This is a genomic window from Halobellus ordinarius (assembly GCF_031823395.1).
Taxonomy (GTDB): Archaea; Halobacteriota; Halobacteria; order Halobacteriales; family Haloferacaceae; genus Haloquadratum; species Haloquadratum ordinarius.
The window spans coordinates 68,528-85,643 of the sequence record NZ_JAVQKJ010000016.1; the positions used below are offsets into that span (position 1 = coordinate 68,528).

Sequence of the window (17,116 nt, forward strand, 5' to 3'; positions counted from 1 at the left end):
GCTGTAGGGAGTATGGAGCGCCGTATTCACTCGCCGCCGCGGCCCGATCAGAGATCGAAGGAGAGTCGTGTTTCCGCCTGGAGGCGGTCGATACTCTCCGTGCGCGTCTGCCAGAGATCTCGCATCCCCTCGTACGTTTCTCTGTACGTCTCGTACCACTCGTCGTAGATCGGAACCGATGTCTCGCGCGGTTCGTTGACGCTTTCGTATGTCGTTGTTTCTCTGACAGTGTCTTCGAGATCGTCGATCGCGCCCGCGCCGACCCCCGCAAGCAGCGCGACGCCTCTGGCACCGAATTCCTCTCCAGCCGGGACAGCGATCTCGGCGTCCAGGCAGTCGGCGAACAGCTGACACCACAGGTCAGATCGGGCGCCACCGCCGCTCATCCGGATCCGGTCGGCGTCGGCGTCGATATGTTCGTAGCAGTCCCGCATCGCCAGCGCGACGCCCTCGTAGACGGCTCTGAGGAGGTGTTCGCGGTCGTGGTTCGGAGACAGGCCGACGAACTGGCCGCGCGCGTAGGGGTCGTTGAAGGGGCTCCGCTCGCCCGAGGTGCTCAGGTAGGGGTGATACAGCAGTCCACCGGCCGTCGCCGGCGCTGATCGTGCGGCCCGCTCCGCCCGCTCGAACTCCCAGTCCGGCGTCAACTCGGCCAGCGCCCAGTCGAGATTCGGCGTCCCGGCCATCGACGCCATCACGCGGCTGTAGAGTCCCTCGAAGAGCGCGATCGTAAATCCGTGGCCCTGCAGTTCCGCCGGCGGTTCCGAGAGGAACGACTGGTTCAGCGATGTCGTCCCCACCACGGAGGAACTGTCACCGGGGGCGACTGCCCCGCACCCGATCGCGCTCGCGACGACGTCGATCAGCCCGGAGACGACCGGCGTCTCGGCCGGGAGCCCGGTTTCTTCGGCTGCATCGGCGGTCAGCGTGCCGATCACGTCGGTCCCCGGGACGAGGCGCGGCAGCATATCCGTCAAGCCAGGCACGTCGGCGAGTTCCGGGATCTCGGTCGAATACGAAAGGGAGTCGATGTCGAGAAACGGCAGCGACGCCCCGCTGTAATCCATCGTCCGTTCACCCGTCAGCCGGTATTTGATCCAGTCCTTGCAGAAGAAGGCCGTCTCCGCGTCGGCGATCGTTTCCGGTTCGTTGTCCGCGAGCCACTGGAGTATCGGGAGCGCCGCGCCCGGAAAGAGGTCCGAGCCGGTTATCTGCCGAACGCGCTCGGCGGTGCCGTCCTCCTTCCAGTCGGTGACGTACTCGGCTGCGCGGCCGTCGGACCAGAGGATCGCCTCCCGCACCGGTTTCCCCTCATCGTCGATCAACCAACAGCCGTCGCCCTGACCCGTGACCCCGATCGCGACTACCTCCGCGTCGTCCAGTGCGTCGACGGTCTCGCGGATCGTCGCGGCGGTTCGTTCCCAGGTCGTCTCCATCCCCTGTTCGACCCATCCAGCGCGCGGCGTTTCCAGCGGCGTCTCCCGGGTCGTCTTCGTCAACTCCTCGCCACCGAGCGTGAACGCGGCGGTTTTGATGTTCGTGGTGCCCGCATCGACACCGATCAGTACGCGCTCCATACCCCGTAGTGAGTGAACGGCCCGATATAAATTCCCCTGCGGAGCCGATCGACTCCGGACTGCTGATCGAATCGATTCTCGAACTATCGCAGGAACGGGACGCCAGCGAGCCAGCGGCGAGCGAAAATTTAAATATCATCATCGAGCAGGATCGACCGTGTCAGAACAACAGCCATTTATCGCGTTGACGATGGGCGATCCGGCCGGTATCGGCCCCGAAGTGACGCTGAAAGCCGTCGCGACCGACCGCGTCCACGACGCGGCGAAGGTCGTCGTTCTCGGCGACTACGACCACCTCACCGGCCTCGCCGATCGCCTCGATATCGACGTCGATCTCCGACGGGCGGGTAGTATCGATGCGGTCACCGCCGACAGACCGGTCGACGTGATCGATTTCGACAACGTAACCGACTTCGAGTACGGCGAACTCCGGGCGGAGAACGGACGGGTGAGTCTCGAATACGTCGAGCGGAGTATCGATCTCGCGGTCTCCGGTGAGGTCGACGGACTCTGTAACGCGCCGATCCACAAGCAGGCAATCAATATGGCGGGCAGCGAGTACGCCGGCCACACGGATATGATGGCCGATCGGACCGACACCGAGCGGTACACCGCGCTCCTGACCGACGGCGACATCAACGTCACCCACCTCAGTATCCACGTCCCGCTGTCCGAAGCCATCGAGCGTGTGACCGAGGAGAACGTCCTGGACGCGATCCGGGTCACTCACGAGCGGATGCCCGAAGCGGGTATCGAGGACCCGTCGCTCGGAGTGGTCGGAATCAACCCGCACGCGGGCGACGGCGGCGTGATCGGGACGCTGGACGACGAGGAAATCGCCCCCGCAGTCGAGCGAGCGCGCGAGGAGGGGATCGACGCCGAGGGGCCGCTCCCGCCGGACAGCGCGTTCAATCGCGCGCTCGACGACGACTACGACTGTATGGTCGCGATGTACCACGACCAGGGCCACATCCCGCTTTTCGTGAACAGCCACGTTGAGGGCGGTGGCGTCGGCGCGACGGTACTCATCCTCGGCTTCCCGTTCGTGCGGGCGACGACGCTCCACGGGACTGCGTACGATATCGCGGGGCGAGGGATCGCGGCCCCGCACAGTATGATCACCGGAATCACCCTGGCGGCGGATGCCGTTCGGCACGGTTCATAGCCGCTTTCCGGGAAGAGACAAGTGTACTCATCATCGGCCGCCCGACTCGACTTCCGGTGGCGTCCCGAACCGCGCTCTCCCCACGAAACATCCTTATACTTTAATTATTAATTGGAAACTTGATGGATCGATACCTGCTCGGTTACGACATCGGGACGACGAACTCGAAGGGCATCCTCGTCGACGCCGACCTGAATCTGGTAGCGGAGGCATCGATTCCGCACGGGGTCTCTACCCCGAAACCCGGGTGGGTCGAACAGGACGGCGAGACGGTCTGGTGGGGCGAGTTCACACAGATCGCCAGGCGGTTGATCGAGGAGTCGGACGTCGCGCCCGAAGCGATCGCGGGCGTCGGGATCAGCGCGCTGGCACCGAGTGTACTGCCCCTCGACGACGACGGGACTCCGCTCCGTCCCGGTATCCTCTATGGGGTCGACAGCCGCTCGGAGGCGGAGATCGATCTGCTGAACGAGCAAATCGGCGAGGACCGGATCTACGAGGTCTGCGGGAACACGCTCACATTTCAGTCGGCCGGGCCGAAGATTCTCTGGTACAAGCGGAACGAACCCGACCGGTTCGAGCGCACCGAGAAGATCGTCGATGCGGTGGGGTACGTCGTCTCGCAACTCACCGGGGAGTACGTGATGGACAACGCCGTCGCGTCGTTCTTCCATCCGTTGTACAACCTCTCGACGCTGGAGTGGGAAGACGAGATGTTCGCGGAGCTGGGTATCGATCGCGACCTGTTGCCCGAGACGAAGTGGTCGACCGAAGTCGCGGGGGAGGTAACGCCCGAGGGCGCCGAAGCGACCGGGCTCGCGGTCGGGACGCCCATTGTCACCGGGACCGTCGACGCCGTGGCCTCGCTTCTGAGTGTCGGCGGCGTCGATCCGGGCGACACTGTCTTTATGTACGGGACGACCGGCGTCATCTACACCACGCTGGCCGAGGAACGGAGCGCCCCGGAACTGTGGGCGACGCCACACTGTCTGCCCGGGAAGTACGCCATCGCCGGCGGGATGGCGACGTCGGGGGCGGTCACCGAGTGGTTCGCCGATCAATTCGCCGGCGAGGCGGCCTTAGACGAGAGAACGGGCAAGGAGAGCTACGAACTGCTGAGCGAACGGGCCGCGGAGATCGAACCGGGGTCGGACGGACTCGTCGTCCTCCCGTACTTCAACGGATCGCGCACCCCGATCAACGACGACGGTGCGCGCGGGACGATCGCGGGCCTGACGCTTTCGCACACGAAGTATCACGTCTATCGAGCGATCCTGGAAGGCATCGGCTACGGGTTCCGGCACAACCTCACTGTGATGGACCGGGAGAACGTGCCGATCGAGCGGGTGTTCGCGATCGGCGGCGGCGCCCAGAGCGACCTCTGGCGACAGATCGTCAGCGACATCACCGGTTTCGAGCAGGACTACATCAGTACGCCGCTCGGGTCGCCGCTCGGCGGGGCTTACCTCGCTGGGCTTGGCACGGACGTATTCGACGGATTCCGGACGTTGAAGGCGGCAACGTCGGTCTCGACGACGACGATTCCTGATGCAGCGGCCAAAGAGCGATACGACGAGTATTATTCGATCTACGAGGACCTCTATCCGTCGATGAAAGACGAGATGCACCGGTTGGCGTCGCTCGGGACAGAGTGATCCCTACACCGCTACATCCGGAGCTAGCGGATTTGTTTACTAATATCTCCATATCACCCATATATCTACCACTATAATTGCTAATTAATTTAAAATATGTTTAAGGTATGAACTGCTTGTTAATTGATTTCAAATCACTGGAGCCGCGATCTTTGAAATCATATAATTTATACCATCTCGTTAATATCAATTTAATTAGCTTAACTCGGCCTTGCGGAATAGTATCAGAATGATTTAATTTGAAACCTTATCTATGCCTCTCCTGACCTCACACACGAAGCGGTACTGTTAACAACCGACAATTTAGACCGAAGAACGAAGAGATATACAGTTTTGTCACTTATGAAGGGAACAGTTATTGACGGGAATACATATCACCTATTCAGATACTGTAATTATCCATAAATGGCCGAAGAGATTCGAGAAGACTCACTCTCCAAACTCAACGAGGCGGCCCTCGATCTGTTCGGATCGTCGTCTCCCACGGAGGTGGCTGCTCGGACTGTCGATCTGGTGACCGAAGTGCTCGGGCTGGCTGGGGCGACAGTGTACTCCTTCGACGAAGGTGCGGGTGCACTGAAACCGCTTGCTCACTCGGCAGACACCGATTGCGATCAAAGCCAGTCTCCGACTGCCATCGAACCCGGAGAAGGGTTCGTCTGGCGGTTATTCGCCGAAGGGACCGACGAGGTGATCGAGGACGTGCGAACCGACGACGTCTCGGAGCACGATACTCCGTTTCGGAGCGAAATGGGCGTTCCGCTCGGCGAACACGGCGTTCTCGTGGTCGGCGGTACGGGGCCAGACGCGTTCGATTCTCGATCGCGGGACATCATCCGGATACTGGCGACGACGGCCGAAGCAGCTATCGGACACGTAAAACGCCGACGGGATCTCGAAACCCGCGAACGACAGCTGGCGGAACGGACCGAGCAGCTCGAACGTCTCGAAGCGATCAACTCCCGGATCCGGGACGTCGCCCGGGCGACCGTTCACTCCGCAACACGGGGGGAGATCGAACAGACGGTGTGTGAAGAGCTGATCGAGCCCGACTCGTTCGGGTTTGCGTGGATCGGTGCCGTCGACCCGGTCACCGACACGCTCACGCCGCGAGCGACGGCGGGCGACGACAGAGGATACCTCGATGCGGTCGACCTCAGTCTCGCTGATCAGTCTGTGACCGAACCGGCTGTCCGGACTGTCCGGACGCACGATCCTGTGGTGGTCACAAACGCCGCGACGGGTATCACGCGGGCTGAGTGGCGTGAGGAAACCGTCCAGCGAGGGTATCGGTCGCTTATGAGTATCCCGCTCGTCTATCAGGGAACACTGCGAGGAGTCCTGACGGTATTCTCGGCGGAGGAATCGATAGTTAGCGAGCGACTCCAGGCCGTTCTCTCGGAACTGGGTGAGTTGATTGCCCACGCCATCGTGGCTGCCGAGCGGAAACAGGCACTCCTGGCGAACCAGTCGACAGAACTCGAATTCGACATCCAGGACCCGGCGTGCTTCTTCCTCCGTTTCGCCCAGGAAACTAACTGTACGCTCGAACTCGAACAGATCATTCCACGGTCGGACGACACCTCTCTGGTGGTGGTCAAAGTCCCCGTTGGGTCACCGAAAAATCTGCTGGCGGAAGCCGAACAGTCGTCGACTGTCAAGACGGCCGATCAGGTCGAATCCGACGGAGAGGCGGTCATTCAGCTTCAAATCGTCGAACCGTTCATCGGATCGATACTGGCCGATCACGGTATCGACCTCCGGAACATCTCGGCCAACGACACGGAATGCCGGGTCACGGTGGGAATCCCACCGACTGCGAACATCCACCAAGTCGTCGACGTGGTTTCGACCACCTACACGGATACAGAAGTCCTCGCAAAACGCGAACAGACACAATACCCTCGTTCGAAGGTGGACTTCGCCGATCGAGTCCTGCGGGAACTCACCCCTCGTCAGCGGGAAGTCTCCGAGATGGCGTATCTCAGCGGATACTTCGAGTCGCCCCGGGAGGCCAGCGGCGAAACACTGGCTGGGGAACTGGAGTTCTCCGCATCAGCGTTTCATCACCATATCCGCGCTGCCGAACGGAAGCTGTTCGGAGCCGTTTTCGAGACCGATCGGTCCGAGTTTGGAAAGCGAGGTTCGGACGACTGAGTGTCCGGTCCCGCTTGACCGATCCGTGGGTCCACGGGGCAGATTACCGTCGGTGCTATAGTAGTGTTCGCAAGTCTTTGCTCATACGATCGCACGCAGTCGTGCGATCAGATGAGAAATCAGTTGCGAACGCTACTATACTTCCTTCCGGGACCCGATACGCTGCAGCTTTTAATTAGGTTCAAATATCAACTGGGCGGAAGTTAATGGATCTGAAGTTTGAACCGGGTATTATGTGGTGAAGATTTCGTTACGGATGTGCAAGAGATGGAAAACCATAGCAATGTCAAGATCTCGGACGAGGACCGTCGGCGGGTCGACGGGCAGACGCTAACGAGCGAAATCGGTATCGATGCCGGTGAAATAAACTGGCGGAAGGATTTCGCTCGGTTCGACGAGGCCGACGCGCGGCGCCTCGAATCGATGTCCGACACGTTTGATCGAATCGCCGATGACCTCGTCGAGGACTTCTACAGTCATCTGCAATCGTACTCCGAAACAGTTGCGATACTCGATTCATCCTCGAAGCCGGTTGGAGCCCTCAAAAAGACCCAGGCGGAGTATCTCAGGGATCTGGGCCGCGGCGAATACGGGACGGATTATTTCGATCGGCGCGCGCGGATCGGAAAGATTCACGATATGCTCGATCTCGGGCCGAAAATCTACCTCGGTGCGTATTCGATCTACTACCGGGGGATACTCACTGCGATTGCCGAGAACGCAAAAGGGGAACTGAATTCGGCTGGGGCGAATCCGCAAACGAACGGCACGCCCGGGGATGCGACGGCGGAAAGCGGAACCGTGTCGATCGAAGAAGCGAACGACGCCATCGATTCGGTGATCACACGCGCGCTCTCGACGCTCAAACTGCTGACGCTCGACCAGCAGGTGGCGATGGACACGTACATCCACTCGTACAACCGACGGGTCGAATCCGAGCTACAGCGGCGCGAAGCAGTCTCGGAGGAGGTTCAGGTCGCCGTCGACGAACTACGTCGTACGTCGGGAGACGTCGCGGAAAGCTCCCAACAGATCAGCGACATCGCCGAGGAGCAGACCGACAGTATGCGGGAGGTCGCCGACGAGGTATCCAGCCTGAGCGCGACGGTCGAGGAGATCGCATCGACGACAGACGGGGTTCACTCGACGAGCAAGACCGCAAGGGAGCTCGCCGAAGACGGCCAGGAGTCGGCGACAGCGGCGATCGACGCGATGGAGACGGTCGAGACCGCCGCAGCGGACGTCTCGGGTGACGTCGATCAACTCCAGGACCGCGTCGAAGAGATCGACGGCGTCGTCGACGTTATCAACAACATTGCCGAGGAGACGAACCTGCTTGCACTCAACGCATCGATCGAAGCCGCCCGGGCCGGCGATGCGGGGGACGGCTTCGGCGTCGTCGCCGACGAGATAAAGAGCCTCGCCCAGGAGTCCCAAGAGCAGGCCGATCAGATCGAGACGATGATCGAACAGATTCAGACCGACACCGATGACACGGTTGCCAACCTCCAACAGACGAACACCGCGATCGACGAGGGGATCGACCGCGTCGAAGCGGCGATGGAGAATCTGACGGACATCGTCGAAGCGGTTCAGGAGGCCGCAAACGGAATCGAGGAAGTCGCAGATGCGACCGACGAGCAGGCGGCGACCACCGAGGAAGTCGCGAGTATGACCGACGAGGCAGTCAGGCAGGCACAGGAAGTCCGCGAGGAGATCGAAGAGGTCGCCGCCGCAAACGAAGAACAGACAGCCAAGGTCGACGAGATCAACCAGTCAGTACAGCAACTCACAAACGAAGCGGATACCGGAGACCGATGAATTCAGAGGAACGGAGCCGTCGTCCGAAAAATGAATCTTCCGGTGAAAGTAAGATAGAACAGTCAGTTTCGATCGGTTCCGAAGCCGAGGGCGGCGCGACCGTTCTCGTCGTCGACGACGAGCCGTCGCTCGTCGAGATGTACGCGGCGATGCTGGAGGACCTCTACACGGTTCGAACCGCAACGAGTGGGACTGAAGCGATCGACCAGTTCACAGACGAGATAGACGTGGTCCTGTTGGACCGTCGGATGCCCGACCTCTCCGGTAGCGAGGTCCTCGAAGCCGTCCGCTCGGGGAGATACGACTCGCAGGTCGCAATGGTCACGGCCGTCAAGCCCGATATCGACATCCTTGAGATGCAGTTCGACGCGTATCTGGTCAAACCAGTACGACAGGAGGATCTGCGTGAACTCGTCGAGGAACTCCGTTTACGGTCCCAACACAGCGAGAGTGTCCAGGAACTGATGCAGGTTTCGTCCCGGCTAATCGCTCTGGAATCGGAGCACTCCACAGAGGAGCTCAGTTCCCACGAGCGGTACCGAACGCTGCGGGAACGGAAAGCCCAGTTGGAACGAATCGCTCGGAACCATCACACGGAGCTCTCAGAACGGTCGGACCCCCGACTGCTCTTCCGGGATGTCGTCGGATCCACCCAAAAGTCGTGACGGCTCCAGGTTCTGCTCCGGGAACGTATTGCGTACAGTCGCGTGCGTCGAGAACGACTTCCGATGAACAAGACCCTTTAGACACCACGAATGTCCGATACCGACAGATCGAGACACGAGCGCAGACTGGACAGTAGCCGTCCGGAGGATCGTCGAGAGCCTTCCGTCCTCTATGTGGCACAATCGGGAAGCGAGGCCGTCCCACAAACCCTCCAGTCGGAATACGGTATCGCCGTCACGGTCGTGTCGTCACCGGAGACGGCGTTCGAACGGCTGACGGACGCCGGCGAGCAGTTCGACTGTGTTGTCGTCGACGACACTGCGGAGGATTCGAACGAACTCTCCGTCGTCAGGCGAATACGAGCGCGGTGTCCCGATATCCCGTTTATCATCTATGCCGCGTCGGACTGTGATCGAGGGCTCTGTGAGGAGTACCTCCAGGCGGGAGCCGAGGACGTCGTTGTCAGCGGCCCACACCTTGCACGAACTCCACTGCTCGCCAATCGGATTGTGAAGTGTACGACCTACGAACGCCAGTTCGAGGCGATCAAAGAGAAATACGAGTCGTTGATCGACGCCGCGCCGGATGCCATCTTCGTGGCCGACGCCGATACCGGCGAGATCGTCGAAGCAAACGACACCGCCGCAGAGATCCTCGGATGCTCCCGAGAAGCGATCATCGGGATGGATCAGACGGAACTCCACCCGCCGGAAGATCACGAACGGTATCGGGATCTCTTCGAGGCGCACTTGCGAAGCGACGGCGGAATTTTGAACCAGTTCGACGACGGTGGGCCGATCTATGTGGTTACCGCCGACGGAGAACGCGTCCCGGTCGAAATAAACGCGACAGTGATCGCCATAGAGGGACAAACGCTCGTCCAGGGTCACTTCCGCGATATCTCCGGCCGGAAGCAGCGAGAGCGTGACTATCGGAGTTTCCGGGAGGCGGTCGAACAGGCCGGCCACGCAATTATGATTACGGATCCCGCCGGCAGGATCGAATACGTCAATCCGACGTTCGAGGAGCTTTCGGGATACTCGGAGGAGGAGGTACTAGAGGAGAATCCGAGTATACTCAGTTCCGGAGAGCACGACGGGGAGTTCTATCGCGACCTCTGGGAGACGATCACAGCGGGAGAGGTCTGGGAGGGCGAAATCGTCAATCAGCGGAAGAACGGCGAACGCTACCACATCGACCAGACGATCGCTCCGATAACCGACGAGCGGGGAACGATCGAGCGGTTCGTCGCCATCAACACCGACATCACGGAGCAGAAACGGCGCGAAGCACAACTTCAGCGGGAACGCGACAGACTCAGGGAGTTCGCGGGGACCGTCGCCCACGATCTGCGGAATCCGCTCACCATTGCGATGGGACACGTCCAGATTGCACGGAAGCAAACGACCTCCTCTGATGGCCTTGTCGAGCCACTGGAAACGGCGATGACGGCGTTAGAGCGGATGGAAGCGGTGGTCGACGAAGTGCTGACGCTCTCGGAACGCGGCGAAACGATACGGGAACCAGCTCCGGTTCGGCTGACAGACGTCGTCCGACGGACTTGGCATCTCACTGACTCCGCGTCCGCGACACTCTCGGTCGCCGACGATCTCGCCGAGTGGTCCGTTCAGGCCGACGAATCGCGCCTGTGCCAGCTATTCGAGAACCTCTTTCAGAACGCAGTCGAGTACGCCGGCCCGAACCCCACCGTTTCTGTCGGCCGGCTTCCGGAGCGAGACGGATTCTACGTCGAGGACGACGGACGCGGACTGCCACCGAACGACCGCAACCGCGTCTTCGAGAGCGGGTACACGACCAGCGACGACGGGACGGGCTTCGGTCTGGCGATCGTCAAGCAGATTGCCGAAGCTCACGGGTGGGAAATAAGCGCAACCGACGCGAAAACCGACGCTGGTGGGGCGCGGTTCGAGATCGCGGGGGTCAGATGCGCTTCCAACCGTCCGCAGTGAGGTGGAAGGCGGTTCCGGATTTCGGGTATCGAAAGCAGCGAAACCCGCGAGTCTGGAGAGCATCCTGAGACAGTACGAGCGAGTCTGGAGAGCATCCGGAGACAGTACGAGCGAGTCTGGAGAGCATCCTGAGACAGTACGAGCGAGTCTGGAGAGCATCCGGAGACAGTACGAGCGAGTCTGGAGAGCATCCGGGGACAGTACGAGCGAGTCTGGAGGATTCCGGAGATAGTACTATCACGATTCGCGCGTATCAAGGGGCTATGTCCAGCGCCAGGGGATTCACCTTCGACTTCCATCCGGGGAAAATCGACGTCGGATCCGGGTCCGTGGGTCGACTCGGCGACGAACTCGAAGCACTGGGATACGAGCGTGCGCTGCTCGTCAGTGGTCGCACCGTCGGGACGACGCCGGCGGTGATAGAGCCGATCCGGCGAGGCCTCGGTAACCACCTCGCAGCGGAGTTCCCGGAGACGACGCCCGCGAAGACGCTCGGGACGGCGCTTGCCGGCGTCCAGCAGGCGATTGCTGCAGACGCGGATGTCGTCGTCGCCGTCGGCGGCGGGAGTACCTTGGATACGGCGAAAGTACTGTGTGCACTTTCCTCGCACGGAGCGTCCGCGGCTGCTGTCGCGGAGCGTGCGGTCGAAACTGGGAATATTCCGATCGACGACACCCCCCTTCCGCTGGTCGCGGTGCCGACCACGCTGGCCGGCGCTGACCTCTCGGATATCGCCGGCGTGACGCTCACACTCGATCGCGGGCCGCAGTCGGAACAAAACGGAGCAGGCCCCGACAGCGGCGGGGTTAGCGACCCGCGGTTGATGCCAGAGGCGTTGTTCTACGACGCCGACCTCTATCGGACGACGCCGACGTCGGTACTCGCTGCATCCGCGATGAACGGCTTCGACAAGGGCATCGAGGCGCTCTACTCCCGTCTCTCGACGCCGATTACCGACGGGACCGCGGCACGCGGCTTGCGGCTACTCAGTTCGGGACTCGGCACGCTCTTCGAGGAGCCGATGGACGAGTCACGACTCGCAGACGTCCTCGCGGGGATTGTCTGCGTCCAGTACGGGCTGGCCGGGGCAGACGGCTACCGGGCGTCGATCATCCACGCGTTCGGCCACGGCTTCTCACACGGGTACGACGTCCATCAAGGGACGATTCACGGGGTCGTCGCCCCGCACGTCCTCCGGTACGTGTTCGACGAAGTTGACGGGCGGCGGGAGTTGCTCGCGGAGGCGCTGGGCGTCAGGAACACGGCTGCCTCTTCGAGTGCCGTCGCGGAGCGCGTGATCGACGCCGTGGCGGCCGTGCGCGACGATCTCGGCCTCCCGCGCCGCCTCCGCGACCTCGACGCAGTCGACCAGCGAGAGTTCCCGGCGGTCGCCGAGGCGATCCACGACGACAGGCTGCTGGCTGTCGCGCCCGAAGGCCTCGATCCCAGCGTCGAGGAGATCGTCGGCGTGCTAGAGCGTGCGTGGTGACTGCTGGTTATTGACTGACCCGTCTCACTCGTCGAAACTGACGTCAGCCGCCGAGAGCGCCTCGGCCAACCTGGAGTCCGCGGGAACGGCCTGCCGGAAGGCCCCGGAGTCGATTTCGATATCGCCGTTGACCGAGAGAAAGCCCAGTCCCCCCGTCGATGCGTCTTCGAGGTTGACGAGAAAGGCGACCTTCCGGACGGCGTCGACGCCGTCGACGGACAGTTCCGGCTCGATCGACCCGTAGAGGTGCCGGTACTCGAAGACGTGTTCGACGCAACGGGCCGTGGGGGCAAAGAGCAAAAGCAGATGCAAACCGGGACCGTCACGGGCGAGTCGCGTTCGGAGGTCGTGCTCGTCGTCGGCGTAGAAATACCGCTCCATCCGGCGGTACTGCCGGATGATGTCGTTTGCGCCGCCGGCCATCCTGACTGCGGGATCGGCTTTCAGTTCGACCAAATACGCGACGCGCTCGGGTGGTTGGGTTCGCGCGTACACGTCGACGGCACCGCGGTTGCCGTAGTAGTCGTACGGCTCTTCGAGCCCGACGTCGGGATCCTTGAAGGCCGCCTCGAAGTGCTCGACCACGGCAGACGCCAGTTCGTCCTCCCGCATCAGTTTCACCGACACCCTCATGGGATATATGCGCTCCGCCCTGCACGTGGGTCGTGAACGATCAACCGCAAAGCGCAGCTGCTGAGTGAACGCCCACGGTTGCGACTCGCCACGTTCTTTGTGATCCCCCGACTACTGAGTTGTATGCCAGCAGGAGTCGTGCTCGCGGGCGGTCGCTCGACCCGGTTCGGCGACCGCGACAAGGTGGTGGCGGATCTGGCTGGAACGCCGATGATCCGCCGTGTGACGGACCGGATCGGCACTGTCGTCGACGAACTGGTGGTCAACTGTCGCGAGGACCAGGTCGATCTGATCAACGATGCGCTCGCGGGGAGCGGCTTCGACCCGTCGTTTGCGCTCGATCGGACGCCGGACGAGGGGCCGATGGCGGGTATCAGATACGGGTTGGAAAGTGCCAGTGCCGAGTACGCCCTCGTCATCGCCTGCGATATGCCCTTCGTTGACCCCGCGTTCGTCGAACACCTGTTCGACCGCGCTGCGGGTCACGACGCCGCCGTCCCGCGTCCCGACGAGTGGTACCAGACGACGCAGGCAGTCTACCGAGCGGCGCCGATGGCCGCCGCCTGTCGACGCGCGCTCGATCGCGGCGACCGGAAGATCATCGAACCGCTATCCGACCTCGACCGGGTCGTCGTCGACCGCGAGGAGATCGAGCGAGTGACCTCGATGGAGACGTTCGAGAACATCAACACCCAAGAGGAACTGGAGGCCGCCGCGGCGCGGCTTCTGGCGGCTGAGGAATACGAGTAAATCAGACGACGTCGACGATCGGATCGTCGGCGCGCATCTCCGCGAGAACGACGCGCGGGACGTCGACCCGCTCGTGGATCTCGACCGCGATCTCCCGGGCAGTCGCTTCCAACTCCGCGTTGTCCACCATATTCAGGAGTGGAATCGTCTGCGCGCCCGCTGGCACGCCCTTGCGACCCCCCGATTCGCTTGCGAGCACCGCGGCGACGTCCGCCGGACGGATCTCTTCGCCCGGATTCAGCCCTGTCAGGTCTGCAACGTGGTCGACCCGATGGACCAGTTCCTCGGAGAGCGGCTCACCGACGACGTGGACGCTCGCGATCGGGATCACGGTGTCCGCCGTCGACGGTAGCTGTGGTTCCTTTTCGGAGGGTGCCTTGAAGCGTCGCATCCGCGCGCCGTCGGCCTTCACGAGCACGGGAAGGTCGAGCGGCGCGAGTCGATCGACCACCGTGGGATCGTACCCCAGGTATCGGTCGTCGCGTTTCTCCTCCCGTGCGGGGACGACGCCGAGGGGCCACCGGGCCGAATCGTTCCCGTCGCTGGCCGCTGGCTGTGCCGGCTCAGTCAGGGCCGATTCGACGATTGCTGCCGGCTCCTCGGTAACTTCGACGCGCGCCACCCACTCGTCGAAGATGGGAATCCGGACGGTGGCGGTCACCACTGCCCGTTCCAGGCGTGCGGCGAGTGCTGCCATCGTGGTCTTCTTGCCGCCGGCCCCGACCACGCAGGTCGTACCCGAACCGGCGTCGAACGCGTCTACGAGGTTCATACTGTAGAGAGCGTCCGAAAGAATTTGAATCGTATGTTTCGGGCGTGATGCGACGCCCCTTCAGGAGAGTTCCGCGGTGATGTCGGTCGAGGAGACCATCCCGATCAGGTCGTCGTCGACGACGGGGAGGTGGCTAAAGCCGAAGTTCTCCATCATCGCGGCCGCCTCGGTGAGTCTGAGCGACGGCGGGACCGTCTCGACCGATCTGGTCATCACCTCCGAGACGGTGGTCTCCGCGGGGTCCAGTTCCCGGGCGACGGCGTCGAGCACGTCCGTACTCGTCACGATGGCAATCTCCGTCGTCGGAACGAGCAGAGCGTTGATGTTCTCCTCGCGCATCCGTTTCGACGCCTCGACGATTGTCGTCTGCGGGCTGATCGTTACAAGGTTCCTGGACATTACATCGCGGACTAACGTGGACTCGGTCGCCATATCGATATGCACGGCGACGGGGGATTTCGTCTTTTCTACTGTCGGCTGTCCCTATTTCAAGATATTCGCGACTCTGGGGTCGCAAAGTGCTTCACAGACGTCCAGCAGACAGTATCGTCTCCGGCGTCGTCGGTCGTGGATGCGTCCGCCCGGGTAAGAGTCGGTCTCGGCCCACTCTTCGGGAAGTCGAGGTCGTCTCCGAGATCCGTCGTCACTCGTACCGTTTCAGTTCCTGCGTCGGATGATCCTTGACGTACACCTTCGAGTGATCGGGGATGTCCTCCGTGATCCAGGAGTTCGCGCCGATGCTCGTGTGATCGCCCACCGAGATATCGCCGAGTACCTTCGTGCCGGCGCCGATGACGACGTGGTCGCCGATCGTCGGATGCCGCTGGTAGCCTTTCTTAAGGGCGTGTTCCTCGCCTTCCTCCTCCTCGAAATGCAGCGCGCCCAGTGTGACGTCCTGATAGAGTCTCACCCACTCCCCGACGGTCGCGGTCTCGCCGATGACGACGCCGGTCCCGTGGTCGATAAAAAAGTACTTGCCGATCTCCGCCCCCGGGTGGATGTCGATTCCGGTCTCCGTCTTTCCGTACTCGGTGAGTTCGCGGGCGTACTCCTCGGCGCCGATGTCGTACAGGACGTGAGCGACGCGCTGGATCTGAATCGCCAGAAAGCCCGGATACGAGCGGATGATCTCCATATATGTCTTCGCCGCGGGGTCGCCCTTGTACGCGGCTTCGACGTCTCGCTTGAGCAACCGGCGAATTCGAGGCAAACTGTCGAGGACGGCCGCGACGATCTCGTCCGGGCGGCCGTCGATGTACGGACAGATCCCGGCTTTGAACAGGCTCCCTAACTCGTCGAGGTGATCGAGCACGGCCAGTTCGTCCCGAACCAGCGTCGGTGCGTTCCAGCAGGTCGGGAAAAACAGCTCCTGCAACAGGGTAATCTCGTCGCGCCGGTGTTCGCGATCGGGGAAACACGCGCTCACGCTCGTCGGAAACGGCTCCTCGTCGTCAGCATACGACGCGGACAGTCGTTCGTGGGCGTCGCCGGCGTACCGATATTCCATACCGCTGGTTCGGGATATGAACGTATTATAGTAGCGTTTGCAACCCGTTACCGATGCGATCGGTCCTGAGCATCCACTCGTGAAGGTGAAGACGTGGAGAGGCGCCACTATTGGGGCGCTTCCCGCCCGTTATCCCGCCGCCGCTGCCGTCGCACATCGAGGGGTCAATCGACGGTGCAGTGCTCATAACCAGTCACTAAGGCGACGACAGGTCGAATAAGGTCCTGTGGATCTATCGCGCCTTCCGGTCCTCGGTGGAATATTCCGACCGCACAAGTGTTTTTGTGTACAATGAACAATACCGAGGTGGAGCGACGAAAGCAGAGAGCGTGTGCACTGAACTCGTTTCAGCTGCCATGCTCCATTTGCAGCCCATATAGACAGTATGACACGCAACGACAATTGGCGCGAGGCCATCGAGCAGGACCGCGAGCAGAAGGAACGATACTTCCGAGAACACCATCGGTCGCCGATCCCACCGGACTTCCGGGGAGAGGCCTTCCCCGGGCTCGAGTACTACGAGGTAGACACCGCCTATCGGTTCGAGCTCGAACTCGACCGATACGACGACGCCGAGACCGTCACAGTCGAGACGACCGCCGAGGGGGAACAAACGTACCGGCGAGTTGGGCAGTTCCGATTCGAGGTCGAGGGCACGGAGGTGTCGCTCGACGCCTTCGAGCCGACGGACGGAAGCGACCGGCTCTGGGTCCCGTTCCGCGATGCGACCAGCGGTGACGAGACGTACGGTGCCGGCCGGTATATCGACCTCGAGCCCGAGGAACATCGCACGGCGGACGGAACGTGGATCCTCGATCTCAACCGCGCTTACAACCCGACCTGCGCGTACAACCCCGCCTACGAGTGTCCGCTGGTCCCGCCGTCGAACTGGCTCGAGGTCCCGATCGAAGCCGGCGAACGCGACTTCCCGGTCGAGGTCCACACGCACTAAT

14 protein-coding genes are annotated in these 17,116 nt (G+C 61.9%); 9 read left to right on the top strand and 5 right to left on the bottom strand.

Annotation, left to right across the window (positions count from 1 at the left end):
* Positions 1–47: 47 nt before the first annotated feature.
* Positions 48–1,577, bottom strand: coding sequence for an FGGY-family carbohydrate kinase (locus tag RJT48_RS19340; RefSeq protein WP_311173999.1), 1,530 nt, complete (start codon positions 1,575–1,577; stop codon positions 48–50).
* A 157-nt stretch (positions 1,578–1,734) separates the two neighbouring features.
* On the opposite strand from RJT48_RS19340, the gene pdxA reads away from it, so the two are divergent.
* The 7 genes from pdxA to RJT48_RS19375 all read left to right on the top strand — a co-directional run bounded on the left by pdxA (position 1,735) and on the right by RJT48_RS19375 (position 12,501).
* Positions 1,735–2,742: a 4-hydroxythreonine-4-phosphate dehydrogenase PdxA gene (gene pdxA / locus RJT48_RS19345; protein ID WP_311174000.1), complete on the top strand. Its 1,008-nt coding sequence runs from the start codon at positions 1,735–1,737 to the stop codon at positions 2,740–2,742.
* A 122-nt stretch (positions 2,743–2,864) separates the two neighbouring features.
* Complete coding sequence (locus tag RJT48_RS19350; protein WP_311174001.1) at positions 2,865–4,397, top strand: FGGY-family carbohydrate kinase; 1,533 nt, start codon at positions 2,865–2,867, stop codon at positions 4,395–4,397.
* Positions 4,398–4,802: 405 nt separating this feature from the next.
* Positions 4,803–6,554: a bacterio-opsin activator domain-containing protein gene (locus RJT48_RS19355; protein WP_311174002.1), complete on the top strand. Its 1,752-nt coding sequence runs from the start codon at positions 4,803–4,805 to the stop codon at positions 6,552–6,554.
* A 267-nt stretch (positions 6,555–6,821) separates the two neighbouring features.
* The gene (locus RJT48_RS19360) at positions 6,822–8,375 is read left to right on the top strand and encodes a globin-coupled sensor protein (protein WP_311174003.1); all 1,554 of its coding nucleotides are present in this window, start codon (positions 6,822–6,824) and stop codon (positions 8,373–8,375) included.
* Entirely contained in the window at positions 8,372–9,040 is a 669-nt protein-coding gene (locus RJT48_RS19365; protein ID WP_311174004.1) for a response regulator, read from the top strand. The genes RJT48_RS19360 and RJT48_RS19365 overlap by 4 nt, the downstream gene beginning before the upstream one ends.
* A 174-nt stretch (positions 9,041–9,214) precedes the next feature.
* Positions 9,215–11,011 carry a PAS domain S-box protein gene (locus RJT48_RS19370; protein ID WP_311174005.1) on the top strand — a complete coding sequence of 599 codons (1,797 nt, stop codon included), beginning with the start codon at positions 9,215–9,217 and terminating at the stop codon, positions 11,009–11,011.
* A 263-nt stretch (positions 11,012–11,274) separates the two neighbouring features.
* Positions 11,275–12,501: an iron-containing alcohol dehydrogenase family protein gene (locus RJT48_RS19375; RefSeq protein WP_311174006.1), complete on the top strand. Its 1,227-nt coding sequence runs from the start codon at positions 11,275–11,277 to the stop codon at positions 12,499–12,501.
* A 24-nt stretch (positions 12,502–12,525) separates the two neighbouring features.
* Here the strand turns inward: RJT48_RS19375 and RJT48_RS19380 are convergent, their stop codons facing one another.
* Entirely contained in the window at positions 12,526–13,113 is a 588-nt protein-coding gene (locus RJT48_RS19380) for a hypothetical protein (RefSeq protein WP_311174007.1), read from the bottom strand.
* Positions 13,114–13,257: 144 nt separating this feature from the next.
* Between RJT48_RS19380 and RJT48_RS19385 the strand changes: the two genes are divergently transcribed.
* A complete protein-coding gene (locus RJT48_RS19385) occupies positions 13,258–13,884 on the top strand; it encodes a molybdenum cofactor guanylyltransferase (protein WP_311174008.1) in 627 nt (208 codons plus the stop codon).
* Between the two features lies 1 nt (position 13,885).
* Here RJT48_RS19385 and yqeC read toward each other — a convergent pair whose 3' ends face one another.
* The 3 genes from yqeC to epsC form a co-directional block, all read right to left on the bottom strand.
* Positions 13,886–14,656, bottom strand: a complete 771-nt coding sequence (gene yqeC, locus RJT48_RS19390) for a selenium cofactor biosynthesis protein YqeC (RefSeq protein WP_311174009.1) — start codon at positions 14,654–14,656, stop codon at positions 13,886–13,888.
* A 60-nt stretch (positions 14,657–14,716) separates the two neighbouring features.
* The gene (locus tag RJT48_RS19395; RefSeq protein WP_311174010.1) at positions 14,717–15,088 is read right to left on the bottom strand and encodes a CBS domain-containing protein; all 372 of its coding nucleotides are present in this window, start codon (positions 15,086–15,088) and stop codon (positions 14,717–14,719) included.
* A gap of 211 nt (positions 15,089–15,299) precedes the next feature.
* The gene (gene epsC, locus RJT48_RS19400) at positions 15,300–16,163 is read right to left on the bottom strand and encodes a serine O-acetyltransferase EpsC (protein ID WP_311174011.1); all 864 of its coding nucleotides are present in this window, start codon (positions 16,161–16,163) and stop codon (positions 15,300–15,302) included.
* A 376-nt stretch (positions 16,164–16,539) separates the two neighbouring features.
* Between epsC and RJT48_RS19405 the strand changes: the two genes are divergently transcribed.
* Entirely contained in the window at positions 16,540–17,115 is a 576-nt protein-coding gene (locus tag RJT48_RS19405; RefSeq protein ID WP_425604739.1) for a DUF1684 domain-containing protein, read from the top strand.
* Position 17,116: the final 1 nt, after the last annotated feature.

Excerpts from the sequence above, each read along its gene's own strand:
- RJT48_RS19340 (WP_311173999.1), bottom strand. The coding sequence starts at position 1,577 with ATGGAGCGCGTACTGATCGGTGTCGATGCGGGCACCACGAACATCAAA.
- RJT48_RS19350 (WP_311174001.1), top strand. The coding sequence starts at position 2,865 with ATGGATCGATACCTGCTCGGTTACGACATCGGGACGACGAACTCGAAG.
- RJT48_RS19355 (WP_311174002.1), top strand. The coding sequence starts at position 4,803 with ATGGCCGAAGAGATTCGAGAAGACTCACTCTCCAAACTCAACGAGGCG.
- RJT48_RS19360 (WP_311174003.1), top strand. The coding sequence starts at position 6,822 with ATGGAAAACCATAGCAATGTCAAGATCTCGGACGAGGACCGTCGGCGG.
- RJT48_RS19365 (WP_311174004.1), top strand. The coding sequence starts at position 8,372 with ATGAATTCAGAGGAACGGAGCCGTCGTCCGAAAAATGAATCTTCCGGT.
- RJT48_RS19375 (WP_311174006.1), top strand. The coding sequence starts at position 11,275 with ATGTCCAGCGCCAGGGGATTCACCTTCGACTTCCATCCGGGGAAAATC.
- RJT48_RS19380 (WP_311174007.1), bottom strand. The coding sequence starts at position 13,113 with ATGCGGGAGGACGAACTGGCGTCTGCCGTGGTCGAGCACTTCGAGGCG.
- RJT48_RS19385 (WP_311174008.1), top strand. The coding sequence starts at position 13,258 with ATGCCAGCAGGAGTCGTGCTCGCGGGCGGTCGCTCGACCCGGTTCGGC.
- yqeC (WP_311174009.1), bottom strand. The coding sequence starts at position 14,656 with ATGAACCTCGTAGACGCGTTCGACGCCGGTTCGGGTACGACCTGCGTG.
- RJT48_RS19395 (WP_311174010.1), bottom strand. The coding sequence starts at position 15,088 with ATGGCGACCGAGTCCACGTTAGTCCGCGATGTAATGTCCAGGAACCTT.
- epsC (WP_311174011.1), bottom strand. The coding sequence starts at position 16,163 with ATGGAATATCGGTACGCCGGCGACGCCCACGAACGACTGTCCGCGTCG.